This is a genomic window from Psychrobacter cibarius (assembly GCF_904845955.1).
Taxonomy (GTDB): Bacteria; Pseudomonadota; Gammaproteobacteria; order Pseudomonadales; family Moraxellaceae; genus Psychrobacter; species Psychrobacter cibarius_B.
In genome coordinates this window covers 49,202-66,244 of sequence record NZ_CAJGYX010000001.1, presented here as the reverse complement: position 1 = coordinate 66,244, position 17,043 = coordinate 49,202, and the positions used below count along the sequence as shown (strand labels likewise).

Annotated in this window: 13 protein-coding genes and 1 pseudogene; 2 read left to right on the top strand and 12 right to left on the bottom strand. The window is 43.2% G+C overall.

Features of this window, described 5'->3' with window-relative positions; translation table 11 throughout:
• Window positions 1-40: 40 nt before the first annotated feature.
• Window positions 41-1,462, bottom strand: coding sequence for an SLC13 family permease (locus tag JMV76_RS00265; protein ID WP_201501206.1), 1,422 nt, complete (start codon window positions 1,460-1,462; stop codon window positions 41-43).
• A 531-nt stretch (window positions 1,463-1,993) separates the two neighbouring features.
• Here JMV76_RS00265 and JMV76_RS00260 point away from each other — a divergent pair.
• A complete protein-coding gene (locus tag JMV76_RS00260; RefSeq protein WP_167541670.1) occupies window positions 1,994-2,152 on the top strand; it encodes a hypothetical protein in 159 nt (52 codons plus the stop codon).
• A 48-nt stretch (window positions 2,153-2,200) separates the two neighbouring features.
• On the opposite strand, the gene JMV76_RS00255 is transcribed toward JMV76_RS00260, so the two are convergent.
• Window positions 2,201-2,896, bottom strand: a complete 696-nt coding sequence (locus JMV76_RS00255; protein ID WP_201501205.1) for a YoaK family protein — start codon at window positions 2,894-2,896, stop codon at window positions 2,201-2,203.
• Window positions 2,897-3,006: 110 nt separating this feature from the next.
• The gene (locus JMV76_RS00250) at window positions 3,007-3,813 is read right to left on the bottom strand and encodes an enoyl-ACP reductase FabI (protein ID WP_060491067.1); all 807 of its coding nucleotides are present in this window, start codon (window positions 3,811-3,813) and stop codon (window positions 3,007-3,009) included.
• A 353-nt stretch (window positions 3,814-4,166) separates the two neighbouring features.
• Here JMV76_RS00250 and folE point away from each other — a divergent pair, with 353 nt between their 5' ends.
• Complete coding sequence (gene folE / locus JMV76_RS00245; protein WP_193008042.1) at window positions 4,167-4,763, top strand: GTP cyclohydrolase I FolE; 597 nt, start codon at window positions 4,167-4,169, stop codon at window positions 4,761-4,763.
• Window positions 4,764-4,893: 130 nt separating this feature from the next.
• Here folE and msrB read toward each other — a convergent pair whose 3' ends face one another.
• The 9 genes and pseudogenes from msrB to JMV76_RS00200 form a co-directional block, all read right to left on the bottom strand.
• Window positions 4,894-6,099, bottom strand: a complete 1,206-nt coding sequence (gene msrB / locus JMV76_RS00240) for a peptide-methionine (R)-S-oxide reductase MsrB (protein ID WP_201501204.1) — start codon at window positions 6,097-6,099, stop codon at window positions 4,894-4,896.
• A gap of 287 nt (window positions 6,100-6,386) precedes the next feature.
• The gene (locus JMV76_RS00235; protein WP_201501203.1) at window positions 6,387-7,670 is read right to left on the bottom strand and encodes an iron-containing alcohol dehydrogenase; all 1,284 of its coding nucleotides are present in this window, start codon (window positions 7,668-7,670) and stop codon (window positions 6,387-6,389) included.
• A gap of 222 nt (window positions 7,671-7,892) precedes the next feature.
• Window positions 7,893-9,586: pseudogene (locus JMV76_RS00230) on the bottom strand (ABC transporter ATP-binding protein).
• A gap of 7 nt (window positions 9,587-9,593) precedes the next feature.
• Window positions 9,594-10,625 carry an ABC transporter permease gene (locus JMV76_RS00225; protein WP_201501610.1) on the bottom strand — a complete coding sequence of 344 codons (1,032 nt, stop codon included), beginning with the start codon at window positions 10,623-10,625 and terminating at the stop codon, window positions 9,594-9,596.
• A 50-nt stretch (window positions 10,626-10,675) separates the two neighbouring features.
• Window positions 10,676-11,743: a microcin C ABC transporter permease YejB gene (yejB, locus tag JMV76_RS00220; protein ID WP_201501202.1), complete on the bottom strand. Its 1,068-nt coding sequence runs from the start codon at window positions 11,741-11,743 to the stop codon at window positions 10,676-10,678.
• 90 nt (window positions 11,744-11,833) lie between these two features.
• A complete protein-coding gene (gene gloB, locus JMV76_RS00215) occupies window positions 11,834-12,613 on the bottom strand; it encodes a hydroxyacylglutathione hydrolase (protein ID WP_201501201.1) in 780 nt (259 codons plus the stop codon).
• A 105-nt stretch (window positions 12,614-12,718) separates the two neighbouring features.
• Window positions 12,719-14,563, bottom strand: a complete 1,845-nt coding sequence (locus tag JMV76_RS00210) for an extracellular solute-binding protein (protein ID WP_201501200.1) — start codon at window positions 14,561-14,563, stop codon at window positions 12,719-12,721.
• Between the two features lie 250 nt (window positions 14,564-14,813).
• A complete protein-coding gene (gene serC / locus JMV76_RS00205; protein WP_201501199.1) occupies window positions 14,814-15,923 on the bottom strand; it encodes a 3-phosphoserine/phosphohydroxythreonine transaminase in 1,110 nt (369 codons plus the stop codon).
• Window positions 15,924-16,050: 127 nt separating this feature from the next.
• Window positions 16,051-16,935 carry a hypothetical protein gene (locus tag JMV76_RS00200; protein ID WP_201501198.1) on the bottom strand — a complete coding sequence of 295 codons (885 nt, stop codon included), beginning with the start codon at window positions 16,933-16,935 and terminating at the stop codon, window positions 16,051-16,053.
• Window positions 16,936-17,043: the final 108 nt, after the last annotated feature.

The window sequence follows — 17,043 nt, the reverse complement described above, 5'->3', positions numbered from 1 at the left end:
ACATTGGGTTTCATAAATTATGATTAATGTGATTGATAAACTATATTAAGAAGAAATAAGCCCACAATCCGACGATAAAGGTAGCAATGATATTAAGAATGACACCCGTACGGATCATTTCGCTCTGTTTAATCAATCCCGTACCAAAGACAATCGCATTTGGCGGTGTCGCAACGGGTAGCATAAAGGCACAAGATGCGCCAATACCGATGACCAATACCAGCACTTCGTGCGGTAAACCCATCTGCTCTGCAATGGCAGCAAATACGGGAACCAGCAGTGCGGCAGAAGCGGTATTAGAAGCAAACTCCGTTAAGAAAATAATAAATGCTGATACCTCAATCATCACCACGATAAGCGGTGCAGAAGACAACGCATTAGCGACCGTTTCCCCTAGAACCAAGGACGCACCTGACACTTTCAGAATAGTCGATAGGGCGATGCCACCACCGAACAGCATGAGCACACCCCAATCCGTATTATCAGACACTTGCTTCCAAGATACCAAACCTAAGCTGACCACAGCAGCAGCAGCTGATAAGGCAATAACTGCATCAGTATCCGTAATATCAAGCGCAGCACCAATTTTTTTGGAGAAAATCCAGCTCAACGCGGTGACAATAAAGACGATAATCGTCACTACGCGAGGTTTATTCCATACAATAGGCTCATCTTCAACCAATACAATTTTACGGTTCAGGTTGGGCTTCAAAAACACATACATCGCGCCTAACAATAGCGGCAATAATACCAGCATCATCGGCACACCAAACTTCATCCAGTCCACAAAGGCAATATTGAGCGCCTTTGCAGCGATAGCATTTGGTGGCGAACCAACGATCGTACCTAAACCACCAAGGCTTGCTGAGTAAGCGATACCTAATAGTACAAATACAAAAGTGCCTCGGTCTTTTTCGCGGTCAACTTGCGTTAAAATACCTAGCGCTAATGGCAACATCATCGCCGCCGTCGCAGTATTCGATATCCACATCGACAAAAATGCGGTCACGCCAAATATCAAAAATACCGCCGTGCTTAATTTGCCACCTGACATCGATAAAATCTTCAGGGCAATTTTTTTATCCAATTGCTGCACATGCAAGGCTGCCGCTAAAGCAAAGCCACCAAAAAACAAATAAATGGTCGGATTGGCAAAGCTTTGTAAGCCTATTTCGGCATCGAATTCTGGTATACCAACTAAGGCACCAACCACGACTACCAGTAGTGCCGTAATCGTGACGTGCAACGCTTCCGTTAGCCACAATACGCCGATGAAGAACAATAAGGCAAGACCCCTATTGGCATTGATATCGAATGGCAATACATTATAAATAATCATACTGATAACTGCCGCAATAGCGACCACTATCAACCCTTTACCAGTACCCTTTGGAAAGGTATCGGTAAATAAATACTCATTGCCATCATCAGGAAGATGGCTATCTAGTTTTTGCTCTGACATAAAATGTCCTTATTTTCCCAAAGACAGTGTAAAAAGACGCTAAAATAAAAACGCATGTTAGTGATTAATGGTTATTCAACCAGCAACCACAAAAAATACGCCGTTATCATAACAGATATATAACAAAAAGCTGATGCAACAAAGCCTTTATAAAAAAACCCTTATAAAATTTGCAATAAATATGGTTATTTTATAGGTAAAGAATTACTTTAATGCGTTTTAGGAAAGGTACTTTAAAACGGTACTTTCTAGAGATGATATTTATCTCATGAGTTTTTTATTTTTGAACCGAACGCCGAGAGTGAGTGAGAGCAACTTATAACCAAGTAACTGCTTTTCATTAAACAGCAAGCCTTGTGAGGTGCGGTTACACATCGTCACTAAACAAGCGTACACTTAGTATGTACAAGCGTATGGTGCTATCCCATACTAAATAAGTCAAAATAAATTTCTAATACCAGTAATAGCTTAACAACTATTTTTTATTAGTATTTATATCGGAAAATGAATAACAATAAATAGGAGTACTTTATGACAGATGCAAATAAAACAGACTCAACCACTAAAATGGCACCAAGAGATATCAATCAAGACGGTTTGGCTAAAAAAGATCAGCAGCGTACCGATGACTCTGCACTCGATATGATGCAGGGCATGCATGAACATGAAGACCATGAAGGTGAGAAGTAAAACAACGTTTTATGATTACCCAAGCCAAAACACGAAAGGTGCTTATCATTATGATGAGCGCCTTTCGTGTTTTGGCTCTCTTTTTTCTGGCAAGCGATCTGAGGCGTAGTTATATATAAATGCTGCCGTCAAGACGATAGCAATGGGTACAAATAGTGCTTCATAGCCAACCTTGGCGAATAAAAATGCTCCAACGGCGCTGCCACCGCAAAAGCAATACCAAATAATGGCTTGAAACCCTAATGTTGGTTTGCTAATCGATCGGCCCGCCAACCAGTTACCAATCGCTGCGCCCATATCTGATGTCAAACCTGTCAAATGGGTGGTACGAATAACCGCACCACTATAAGTCGCTACCATGGCATTCTGTAATCCGCATGCCATTGCCGCTGCCAACTGTCCTAAATAATCATGCTGCTGATACAACCAGTAGCTGGCCATTAACAGTGCCGCCTCGATATATAGCGCACTACCATAGCGCCTACCTAACTTTAATGATGTCTGCCCAATCACATAACCGCTCAGTATCGCACCTGCCAAAAAAGACAGTAGCAGCGCACCGATATACAAGATACTACGCACATCCAAGTAAGCAATAGCCGCTGCAAATAGGCTTACGTTGCCCGTGACATGAGAAACCGATAGATTGGTAAACCCCATTAACGCAGCGGTGTTAACACAGCCAGCACTGAATGCCAGTACTGCCCCGCCCCACAATATCCACTTTGGTAATTTGGTTATCATATTCGCCGCCTAATGGCTTATCACCAAAAAGCATCTATTATAACCAAAAAAGGCAACCTATTGGCTGCCTTCCTGATCTATAGAACCCTATAACCGACTATTGAAGAGCATTATTTCGGCTCATCAAGCATCATTAATTGCTCACTGATAGCAACGGTATTAAAACCTGCGTCAACAAACATAATCTCGCCGGTAATACCAGATGCCCAAGGTGATAGCAAGAAAAGCGCCGCATTACCAACTTCGGTTTGTGTGATATTACGTTGTAGCGGCGCGATTTTTTCGCTGATATCGAGCATTTTACGGAATGATTTGATGCCACTGGCAGCAAGCGTGCGAATAGGACCTGCTGAGATCGCATTGACACGAATGCCTTCACCGCCCATCGAAGTAGCCAAATAGCGAACACTGGCTTCGAGGCTGGCCTTTGCCATACCCATGACGTTGTAGTTTGGCAATACCGAGATACTACCTTCATATGTCAATGTCAGCATCGAACCATGACGCATGGCCAATAAAGCACGAGCTTCTTTGGCTAATGCCACAAAACTATAGCTTGAGATATCATGGGCAATTTGACTACCTTCACGGGTCGTTGCCTTAACAAAATCGCCATCAAGCTGATCCATCGGTGCAAAGCCAATCGCATGTACCACACCATCGATTCCATCACCCCAATGGGCAGTGACTTGCTCAAAGCAGGCAGCGATAGACTCATCAGACGCCACATCACACTCAAGTACCAAATCTGCTTCGAATTTCTCCGCTGCCATATCGACACGCTTTTTGATCTTATCATTAGGATAAGTGAGAATTAATGAGGCACCTTCACGGTGCAGTGCCTCAGCGATAGCCCAAGCGATAGACAGTTTGCTCGCAATGCCTGTCACGACAAATCGTTGTCCTTGTAGTAGCATAATATTTCCTTTTGGGTCGATCAAAATTGTTTAATCATAGTAAGTTATTTAGAGTGATGAGATACGATGAATATCACAGCGTAAAAAGTACAAATTATAAAATAAGTCATTATACACGAATTAATTTAAGTAAACAGTCGTAAACTGTATTACCTTATAATGTCGTCTAATATCGATTAAACGCCCAACTGCTCGCCACAGCAGTATGAAGTTAAGTAGATTTCAAGTATAATCACAGCCCTTCCCAGCTTGCACAATTTTTATAAAAATCCTTTACAATAGTTATTTGTAACTGTTCGTAATTAGGGATTTAGCGTTAAGCTACACCCACATTTTGGATGGCTGCCAAACTTATGAGTAACACCCCAACAATAGCATCAAATTACCAAGAAAGCGTTGAGTCTTATCGTCAACTTATTCTCTCAACTGGCGAGGACTTACAGCGTCCCGGTCTTGAAGAAACGCCGATGCGTGCCGCAAAAGCTTTTGCACATTTAACCCAAGGTTATCATCAAAGCTTGGATGAAGTCGTCAACGACGCCCTGTTTCCATCGAGCAATCGCGAGCTGGTATTGGTACAAAATATTGAATTTTATTCATTGTGCGAACATCATATGCTGCCTTTTCATGGTATCGCTCATGTAGGCTATTTACCCAATGGTCAAGTACTGGGCTTATCAAAATTTGCCCGTATCGTCGACATGTTCGCCCGTCGCTTGCAAGTTCAAGAAAATTTAAGCGAGCAAGTGGCACAAACTATCATGGATGTCACTGGCTGTCGCGGCGTAGCAGTAGTGATGGATGCAGCGCATATGTGCATGATGATGCGCGGCGTAAATAAGCAGCACTCCACCACACGTACAACATCGATGTTGGGTGAGTACGTACATGACAATCAAGCGCGCAATGAGTTTTTGAGTGCGATCCCTAGACGTCAGCCTGCATTCTAACGCTTCAAATAACAATAGATAATAAAAAAAGGATACTTAAGTATCCTTTCTTAATGCGTACCTTTCAATATAGCTATCATTAATAATTAGCAATCAATCCTTGATTACAATATAACGAGGCTTAACTAACCTAGCTTACTTCATCAATCCAATTGCCATAACCTTCTGCTTCCATTTGTGCCAGTGGAATAAAACGCATTGCCGCTGAATTCATACAGTAGCGCTTGCCTGTCGGTGCTGGGCCATCATCGAACACATGACCGACGTGTGAGTCTGCATAGCGGCTACGGATTTCGGTACGGCTTCCGAATATCCCTCGGTCTTCTTTCTCAACGACCATATCCGTGCTCAATGGACGGGTAAAGCTTGGCCAGCCAGTGCCAGATTTGTATTGATCACGAGAGGAATATAGTGGCTCCCCCGATATCACATCGACATACAGCCCAGGCGCTTTATTATCCCAATATTCATTATCAAAAGCACGTTCGGTGCCGTCTTTTTGAGTGACTTTATATTGAATGTCACTGAGTGACTGCTTTAGCTCATCCTGTGCAGGCTTCACAAAGGTATCTGGATTGAATCCTGTACTAGCTTTAGTAGCTGACGCATTGTTTGATATTGCCTGTACGCTACCTGCCGCCATAGGTTTAAACTGGCTAAAATCCAGCTCGTAGTCTTTACCATAGACACTTTCGATAAACTGATAACGACCAGAATTAAAGGTATAAGCCTTATAGCGGATTGGGTTTTTCTTATAGTAATCTTGATGATACTCTTCAGCAGGGTAAAACTTGCTAGCAGCAACAATTTCAATCACAACTGGTTTGCTATAGACACCAGAGTCTTGCAGTGATTGCTTAGCCGCCTCTGCTATCTGCTTTTCTTGTGCATTATTATAAAAAATAGCAGGACGATACTGAGTACCACGATCTACAAACTGACCTTTATCATCGGTAGGATCCCCAATGCGCCATAACGCTTGAACGATACCATTATAGGTGATTTTCGTCGGGTCATAATAGACCTGCGCAGCTTCAGTATGCCCTGTGCCGCCTGCTGATACAGTGCTATAAGTTGGATTGGTCGATTGACCGCCGGTATAGCCAGAGACCACTTCTACAACGCCAGGTATTTTTTCATAACCCGCTTCCACGCACCAAAAACAACCGCCAGCGACCGTAGCGACTGCGAGATTTGGGTCCGTTGGCGCATAAGGATTATCGATGGCAGTATTTTTTACAGCGGGCGTATTTTCGGTGGCAGCACAGCCAACGAAAACCATACTGATGGCTGCTACAGCCATCGAAATAGCGCCCGTCTTTAATTTATGATTCATCGATACCTCCTAAAAGTAATATAATATAACTATGATAACTCTTTGACCTCACTAAACTATACCTACATTGTGATAAAATTTAACAGTAATTAGATATTATTTAATATAATTAAACAGTATAATCTTGAATTATACCCAATTTCTTAATAAGATAAGTTTGCTACAAAGTACAATAATTAAAAAAGAGCACATTACGGACAGCGTAGTGTGCTCTTTTATATTATATCAATATATCTTAGGCAGCTTATGTAGCTTAGTTACTCTTTTATTTTCCAGCAGTATGCTCATCACTGGCTTGCTGAATCTTGGTTAAAAATAGCCTTGATTTCAGACGCTGATAGATACGTTGGTACGGCATAGGTATCACCGACTTCTTTTGCTGCTGCTTTGGCAATTTTATCAAAATCACTGCTTTGCATGCCTTTCACCGTTGGATCTATATTCAAAGTAGCAATCAGTTTGCGTACTTGCGCGATGAGGTGGTCGGCAATCTCAGCATCACTCTTGCTAGCTTGTCCCGATTTTACCATACCTGTTTTTCTAGCCAACTCTGCCAGTCTTTTTTTACTTCCTTGACGATTGACATCAAGCACATACGGCAGCACGATGGCATTGGCACGACCGTGAGGAATACTATAATACGCCCCCAACTGGTGGGCGATAGCATGGACGTAACCAAGACCCGCTTTATTAAAGGCGATACCGCCGTAATGAGCGGCAATACCCATTGCTTCTCTGGCTTTAAGATTGCCGCCGTCTTTATAGACCAGCGGTAGGTTTTGCATCACAGATTTGACCGCAGAAGCCGCATAATAGTCGGTCTCGACGCTGGCATTGGCACTCATCCAAGCTTCAAGCGCATGAGTCAATACATCGATACCTGTATCCGCTGTGATATGAGCCGGCATGCCTTTCATAATAACAGGGTCAATAGCCGCTGCTAATGGCACCATTCTTGGGTCAATAGACAGCGCTTTTTGATGCGTTTTATCGTCTGATACTACTGCACCAAGGGTTGCTTCTGAACCTGTGCCAGCCGTGGTAGGAATACAATAGAGCGGCATAGAAGGCTTTCTGGCTTTAAGAATGCCGATAAGTTGTTGCGGCTTGCAGCTATTGCCTTGTGACATCGCAATCATCTTAGCCGCATCAATGACCGAACCACCACCGATGGCAATAATTGAATCGCACTTAGCATCGATAGATTTGCGCAGTCCTTTTTCGACAACCTTAAAAGTAGGGTCTGGGGTAATGCCGTCATAAACGGTATAGCTGATATTTTTGCTATCTAGATAATCAGTCACTTTGGCTGGGATACCTAGCTTATTAAGCACGGCATCAGTGACGATAAATACATTGGTGCTGCCTTCGTTGATAGCCATATCACATAGCTCTTCACAAGAGCTCTCACCAACAAATAGCATTGGTCTTCTAATTGGAACAACATAAGCGAACGCTTTTAAGACTTTAGCGCGTGTTTTAGCAACGGCTAAATAACCGACATTCTGCAATCCATTGGTATTTACTAACTTGTTATTTACTAATTTAACAATACTATTTTGTTTTTTCATGAGTAAAAATCCTTTTTAATGATGGTAATAATAGCGATGACAATCCTTTAAAGCAGCAATTTAAACGGCTCTTTAACTAAAAATTAAACAAATCTAAGCATCCAACTAAAGTGAACGTCTGTTTAACTTATTGTATCACTGCTATTTTTAGGATATCGCAATTAGTATGAACTGCCATGTTCTGCTTATTTGGCTATATCTGCTTAACTCTTTTTGGCTAAGCTAAATCATACTCGCCTGCAGCAACTGCTGCGCATAGGGATGCTGTGGGCTATTAAAAACATCTTCAGTACGTCCGTACTCAATACATATGCCATCTTTAAGCACCATAATATGCTGACATAAGGCGCGCACCACTTTTAAGTCATGACTAATAAACACATAACTGATTTGCAATTTTTCCTGAATTTCACGTAGTAAATTAACGACGGTCACCTGCGTGGTACTATCAAGCGCGGACGTCGGCTCATCTAATATCAATAGACTCGGCTGCATAATAAGGGCGCGCGCAAGTGCGACACGCTGACGCTGACCACCTGATAGCTCATGCGGATAACGATGCGCAAACTCAGCTGGCAGATGCACGGTAGTAAGGCTATCCATCACTGCCTGCTGCCGTGCTGCCTTATCAACGCCTTGTACGAGCAATCCTTCTTCAACGATTTGCATCACTGTCATACGTGGATTGATACTGGCAAATGGGTCTTGAAATACCATTTGAATTTGCGAGCGAAACTGACGTAGCTCACCCTTGGACAATACTGAAATATCTTGTCCATTGACTATTATTTCGCCACCCACACGCGCTTGATTGCTAAGCAATTGACTTAATGCAAGCGCTATCGTGGTTTTTCCAGAGCTGACTCACCTACAATGCCTAACGCCCACCCTTTCTGTAGCGTCATATCAACATTTTTTACTGCATCAAACCAGCGCTTAGTACTACCAAACAGACTTTTTTCAATGGGAAACTGTACTTGTAAATTGCTGAGTTGCAATACGGTTTGTGGCTGACTTTCATCATCATTAGAGAAGTTCAGTGCTTGGCCAAAGTCTTGTTTGATTAGCGAGCGGGTATATTCGGCTTTGGGCTGGTTAAACACCGCTGCGGTTTGCCCCTGCTCAATCGTTTTACCTTGGTGCATGACGATTACTTCATCACTGTAGCGCCTGACCAGATTGAGGTCATGGCTAATAAGCACCATCGCCATATTATGCTGACGCTTAAGGTCATCTAATAGAGCGAGAATCTCATGTTGGAGAGTCACATCAAGCGCGGTGGTCGGCTCATCAGCGATTAAAATATCAGGCTGCTGTGCCAATGCCATGGCAATCATAACGCGCTGACGCTGACCGCCTGATAGCTCATGTGGATAGCGGTTCAGCTTATCAATCGGATTGGTAATATTGACATCATTTAGTAAATCGATTGTTTGACTTTGCCATTGTTTCTTGGGCACACCAACTAGACGTAGTGATTCAGCAATTTGTTTGGCAACTGTATGTAGTGGATTGAGCGCCGTCATCGGTTCTTGAAACACCATGCCGATGCGCTGCCCACGAATAGAGCGCAGCGCAGCGTTACGTGCCTTAGCACTAACACTAACATTGGCATTGGCATTGGCATTGGCTATCGGTAGCACAGTGAACCCTGCTGACCCTGCCAGCTTCACCTCACCGCTAACGGTCAAACTGTCTGGCAATAAGCCTAATAGCGCGAGACTTGCAATAGATTTGCCAGAGCCTGATTCACCTACGATAGCAAGAGTTTGTCCTTGCCGCAGCTCATAAAAGAGTTTATCGACTAACGTTACGCCGTTATTGGTAAGAATACTAAGCTTATCGACACTCAATATTAGCTTTTGCTGTGTATTGCTACGGTTGCCGTTTAGGCTGTCAGTGTGCGTATCAGTCATGGTCATCTTAAGAGCGCCTCGGATCAAACGCATCACGCAGCGCTTCGCCAACGAATATTAGCAGTGATAAGATAAAGGTCAAACTAAAAAACCCAGATAGCGCAAGCCATGGTGCATCGAGATTATTTTTCCCTTGTACCATCAGCTCGCCGAGAGACGGTGACCCAGGCGGCAAGCCATAACCTAAAAAATCTAGTGCGGTTAAAGCGATAATATTAGCGGTCAATATAAATGGCAGCTGTGACAAGCTTGATGCTAAGGCATTGGGCAAAATATGTCTGAGCATGATTTGACTGTCCGATACCCCAAGATTACGCGCCGCACGGACATAATCAAAGTTACGCGCGCGCAAAAACTCCGCCCGTACCAAACCGACCAATCCCATCCAACCAAATAATAACATCATTGCAAATAGCATAAAGATACTGGGGCTGAATAAACTGACCAAAATAATAATCATAAACAGCTGCGGCATACCGCCCCATACTTCCATGAAGCGCTGCCCTGCCAAATCTATCCAACCACCGTAATAACCTTGTATTGCACCGACGATAATACCAATCACTGCCCCAGCAAGTGTTAATGCTAAACCGAACAATAATGACACCCGCATGCCATAAAGTATCCGTGCCAACACATCGCGGCCTAAGTCATCAGTACCAAGCCAGTTCTGGCTATTGGGCGCTGCTGGATATGGAATACCCAGCTCAACGTTTGGTGTCTGATCAGCAAATGGAATGGGCGGCATAATGTAAAAACCCTGCTCATCAATCAGCGCCTGTACCGCAGGGTCTTTATAATTGGCTTCAGTCTCAAACACCCCACCAAAAGCCGTTTCAGGATAGGCTTTTAGGACAGGAAAGTAATAATCGCCTTGATACTGCACCAGTAGCGGCTTGTCATTGGCAATCACATTGGCTGCCATACAAATGACGAATATCAGCGCAAAAATGAATAATGATACGACGCCAAGACGATTTTGACGAAAGCGATTAAGTCGCGCCTGCCAGATAGGATTTAGGCGACGTTTTTTTGGCATAGAGACAGGAGATGCAGATGAAGGCGTTGAAGGTAACGGATAACTTGACATTAGCGCCCCTCAAAATCGATACGAGGATCAATTAAGTGATAACTTAAATCACTGATTAACTGTAATAATAGTCCGAGTAAAGTAAAGATAAATAGCGTACCGAATATCACAGGATAATCGCGCTGTTGAATGGCTTCGAAGCCTAAGAGACCCAAACCATCAAGTTTAAAAATAATCTCGATTAAGAAGTTTCCGGCAAAGAAAATGCCAACGATAGCCGCTGGAATACCTGCAATAATAATCAGCATGGCATTACGAAACACATGCCCGTAAAGGACCTGACGCTCACCCAGCCCTTTAGCACGAGCAGTAAGTACATATTGCTTACCCAGCTCTTCTAAAAAGCTAAACTTGGTCAGATAGGTCAAACCCGCAAAACCGCCAATCGTACTTGCCAGCAGTGGTAGCGCCAAATGCCAAAAGTAATCTTTGATTTTACCCAGCGCGCTTAATTGATCGAAGTTCTCAGAGGTCAAGCCTTGCAGTGGAAAGATATTCCAGTAGCTACCACCTGCAAAAAACACCAGTAATATAACGGCAAATACGAAAACGGGTATTGCATGCCCGATAGCAAGCAGCATAGCAGTGAATTTATCCATCTCCGAGCCATGATGCATGGCTTTATAGATACCTAGTGGAATCGCTATCATATAAATCAGCAACGTGCTCCAGAGCCCAAGCGAGATAGAAACGGGTAATTTCTCGATAATTAAATCTGTTACCGACTGTCCTTTAAAAAAAGACTCGCCAAAATCTAGCTGAGCATAATTCTTTAACATGAGCCAAAAGCGCTCAGGTGCCGATTTATCAAACCCGTATTGGGCATTAATCGCTGCAACCATTTCCTCAGATAAGCCACGCGTACCTTGATAGGTACTGTTATTTCCCGCACTACCCGCGCCAATATTACCGCCAAGCGCATTGTCTTTTGCACCTTGCTCAATAAGCGCCAGTTGCTGCTCGACAGGACCACCAGGCGCTGCTTGTACAATCACAAAGTTTGCGAGCAATATCAAAAAAAGCGTCGGTAATATCAGCAGTAACCTTTTTAAGATATAACGACCCATAACGGTGGCTTCCTAAGATAATAAATATGACGACAGAAAGAATACGCAGCTAATAACTATCAAAACGTCAGTCGAAGCGCCCGTTATGGTTTAAAAGTTATTTTTAAGCTCACGTAACGCAGCAAATACAGCCAAAGATTTATCATCATCGATAGTTACTTTAGACTTCACCCCTGCTATCACACTCGGCTCTTGCGTCCGTAAAAATACATTGATCGCACGTTCATGTTCTAAAGTGACTGGCAACGTCGGAATACCTTGGGCGGTTTTTTCTTCTGCTTGAATCAGTGCTTGCTGCATTGCTTCATTAGTAGGTTCAATAGATAGTCCAAAGCGCAGATTACTGGCAGTGTATTCATGCGCAGGATATAGCAGCGTCTCAGCTGGCAAACCATTTAAACGCTTAAAGCTGTTGTGTAATTGCTCAATCGTCCCCGTAAATACCCGTCCGCATCCAGCACTAAATAAAGTGTCGCCACAAAAGCAATGTTTAAGCCCGTCAATATCTAATATATAAGCCACGTGGCTAGCAGTATGACCGGACACATCCCATACTTGTGCTGCACAGCCCCACGCACTGACGGTACTACCATCTTTGATGGTTTGATCTTCATCGACATTATGCTCAGTATGCGCAACCAGATGCGTCATCGGATAAGACTCTTGCAGTTCTGCGACACCGCCGATATGGTCATGATGATGATGAGTCGTCCAGATAGACGTTAGCTCCAATTTATTTTCTTCCAAATAACTCATGACAGGCTCAGCTTGACCAGGATCAATAACGATCGCCTGTTTATTATTTTCATTAATCAATGTCCAAATATAATTATCATTGAACGCTTTGATTGGGTGAATGCGAATAGTCATATTAAATCCTTACCAGTAGTTATCTTTATTGCTGATGTCTTTTATTGATTTTTTTAACCGAAATAAAATTTTAAGATGAAGCGTTATTTCCCTTATTGTTCTAAATTATTGCTTCAAGTATTGGTTAACACGTGCTTCTGCTTCTTTATCCGTCCACCAGTAGTCAATACCGATGGCATTAGAGGGCAGTTTTTCAGTATGACGATATTGATCCCAATAGGCGACATTGGTCGCTGATTTGCCGTATAAAGGCACTAAATAATGACCAGCACGTAGTAGACGATCGAGCACCTGAGTATATAATACAGTATCGTCGCGAGTTTTAGCATTGCCAAGCTGCTCTATCACCGCGTCAATCTCTGGGTTTTTGATGCCGATAGTATTTCTATTACCCGATTGATCGGCCGCTGAGCTACCCCAAAAACCAACTTGTTCCGCACCAGGTGATAAACTCTGAGCAAATTTATCAACTATCATGTCGTAGTCAAAACGGCGTACCCGCTCATAATATTGTGGTCCGTCGACTTGACGTAACGTGGCATCAAATCCTAAGCGCTTTAAATTTCGAATATATGGCAGCAGCACCCGACCCATGGTATCGCCTGTCATCAATATCTCAATCTGAGCAAGTTGTCCATTGGGCTGATATAGCTTCATATCGTTATAATAAAATCCAGCATCTAGCAACAGCTGCCGCGCTTCTAGTAACTCCTTACGGTTAAAGCCACTACCGTCACTGGTCGGCAATTGCCACTCCATTAATACGGCTTGACGTTGCAGCGGTTCAAGCTTAGATAATAAAGGCGTAAGCACCTGCATCTCTTCAGCAGATGGCATCCCTGTTGCAGCAAGCTCGGAGCCATGAAAGAAACTTTGTAAACGTTCATACTGCCCATGAAACAAGGTCTTATTCATCCACTCAAAGTCATAAGCCTTGCTCAGTGCTTGGCGAACGCGAATATCTTGAAAGATGGGACGTCGCATATTCATGACTAGACCTTGCATCGGTACTGGGTTTTCGCTGCTGATCGTTTCTTTATTAATCATCCCTGCCTTGACTGCAGGGAAGTTATAACCCGTTGCCCAGTTCGAGGCTTTATTCTCAGGGCGAAAACGATATTGACCAGACTTAAAACCTTCGAAGGCAATCTCATCGCTTTGATAATAAACAAACTTAATCATATCGAAGTTATAACGACCGCGATTGACCATCAAATCACGACCCCAATAATTGGGGTCACGTACGTAGCTGACCGAGCGCCCTGCATCGACACGCCCTAACTTGTAAGGCCCACTGCCCATCAATGGCGTCAAAGTTATTTTTTCAAAATCCGTATCGATAGAGGACTTAGCAAAAATAGGAAACTGTCCGACAGTTAGCAAGATTTCTTTATTATCATCAGAGGCAAAGATAAACTTCACTTGTTGGTCATTAATAATCTGAATGTCTTTAATATCACCCAAATAGCTGCGAATATACATTGGCCCTTTATTTAACAGTGCATCATAAGTCGCTTTGACGTCACTACTGGTGACCGGCATTCCATCCCAAAAACGGGCAGCAGGATTAATATGATAGATAATCCAACTGGTGTCATCAGGATCATAAGTGATCTTGCTCGCCAGCTGCGGATACATGGTAAAGGCTTCATTTAATGAGCCAGTCATCAAGGTGTCATATAGATAATCGGTGCCAACCATCGCCACACCTGTGGTCATCCACTTGTTGGCCGCATTAAAGGTGCCGCGCGCATCGAGCGATAACGTGCCGCCTGTCGGTGCCTTTGGGTTGGCATAAGGCATAAAAGGCACATCGATATACTCAGTGGTACTATTATGCCCAAGCGCAGTCGTGGTGATTGGCGCTGCGATACTAACAGGTATCCAGCTCGCCATTGCTCCTAGTGTTGCCACTAACAAGATGACTTTTAGCATGGTGTTTTTTATCATAATAAAGTTATAACAAACCCTTGTGCTAGCCCAATGAATATGATGATAATTGACTGAAGTGCTGCTCTATAATGTAAAGCAGTAAGTGCCGCAAAATTTTATCATAACAAACTTAGGTTTTTTAACCTAATGCTTTGCAGCGTTAGAGTCGCTACATGATGCATCATTTATCTTAAAAGAATACTAACGCGTAAAATAAAAGACGCAGCTTATAAAAGTTGCGTCTTTTATTTTAAAGTCTATGCATAATTTATGCGTGCTTTTTTTCAAACGCAATCATAAAATCGACCAACTGCTGCACCCAATCTAATGACACTGCATTGTAAATGCTGGCACGCATACCGCCGACATCGCGGTGACCTTTTAGATTCATCAAGCCTGCCGCTTCCGACTCTTCTAAGAATACTTTATCAAGGCAGCTGTCGGCTAAGGTAAAAGGCACATTCATGATAGAGCGATATTTAGGGTCAACTGGGTTGCTATAAAAACTGCTATCATCAATCGTCTTGTAGAGTAAATCGGCTTTTTGTTGGTTGATTTTGCCGATAGCAGCGACGCCGCCCTGCTCCTCTAACCAATCAAATACCAGCCCTGCCAAATACCAAGAGTAAGTCGCTGGTGTGTTTGACATGGATTCTTTTTCAGCTTGGTGCTCATAGTTCATCAGCAGTGGGCACCATTCACTCGCTTTGCCCAATAAATCTTCACGGATAATCACGATAATCAGACCTGCTGGCCCGATATTTTTTTGCGCACCGGCGTAAATCATGCCAAATTTAGACACGTCGATTGGCTGTGACAAAATGCAAGAAGACATATCGACGACAATTGGTGCATCGACTTGTGGCGGCTCAAATATTTGCAAACCATGAATGGTTTCGTTGGCACAGTAATGAAAATAGGCGGCATCTTTGCTAATAGTCCACTCGCTCTCGGTTGGTACATCAGTAAAGCTGCTACCTTTGCCTGTTGCAACTTCGTTAACTTCACCAAGACCAAGTTTGGCATAGCGCTGGGCTTCTTTGACAGCTTTACCAGACCATGCACCCGTCGTTAGATAGTCTGCGCGCCCACCATTTAGCAAGTTTAATGGAATCGCTGAAAACTGTAAGCTAGCGCCACCTTGTAAAAACAGCACTTTATAGTTATCTGGAATGTCCATCAATGAGCGCAATTTGGCTTCGGCTTTTTCGGCAATGGCGATGTATTCTTTACTACGGTGACTCACTTCCATGACCGACATGCCGCGTCCCTGCCAATCAAGCAACTCTTCTTGAGCGCGTGATAATACGGCCGTCGGTATAGTAGCAGGTCCCGCTGAAAAATCGGGTACGCGGTTAGGAACGGCTTTAGTAGTCATAATGAATGTCCTAAATATGATGAAGTCATCGTGGTTATTAAAGGTTGAATGTTGAAGGTGAATTTATCGTTATTTTTTAATCTCTGTCATAGTAGTCGTAATAACAGTAAGTGGTAAGCCTTTAATACTACTTTGATAACTGCTCCCACAGCTGACGTTTGAGATTACTATCAGTAAGCATTTCATCCAACGTGGGTGCAGTCGTCAGGTTAGGATGTTCCAAACCTTCAGGAAGTGCGGTCAATGTCACTACCTGTATCTCTTCGCTACGGCCAATTTTAAAGACGTATCCAGCAAGGCTGGCATTGGCAAGCTCAGCCGTATCCATACCTTCACAAATAGGGAATGAGGTCGTCTCACAACTGATGGATAAGGCTTGGGTAATATTTTGCCACAGTTTTTGGCTGTCATGATTAAGGGCTTGGATATCCACCAAAATCACCCAATCGCCATAGCGACCACCTTGTAGATCAAATGGTGCTACTTTTTTAAAGCTTTCCTCTTGAAAGCCCTCTTCTTTAAAACCACCGTCTTTAAAACTGCCATCTTCAAAGCTCGAAGCGTCATTTATATCAGCAATAGAAGTTTGCTGTACAACAGTATTTACAAGTAAGGTAACGGCGGGCTTAGAGATGTCAGGAGTAGTCGAGTCAAAACTATAAGTAACAGGGCTTTGCTGGTCAGAATAGCTTAAATCTGTATCATTAGCGTCATTATAATAATGGTTGATAGACTCATCATCTAGCGTATCTGATATGGCATTAATATTTGGGGATTCAATATTAGAAGATTCAATACTTGGCTGTTCAGTGGTAATCGCAGAAGAAATACTAGGATTAGCTAAAATTGGATTAGCTGTAGTCTGCTCGAGCAGAGCAGGCGCAGAAATACCTGCGATACTCAATGTCTTAGAGCTCGGCTGCACCCACTGATTGATACCCATCATCGCTAAAATCTGGCGCTGCTGCATGCGCTGCTGCAATACAATTAGCGGCTCTCGGATATCACTCATGCTTATTTACTATCCTACTTATCTAAAATGAATTTACAGGCTTTCACTATCAAAAGAAATGCTATTAAGAAAAGGTCAAGAACATATCGTTTCTTGCCAGCAAAACAA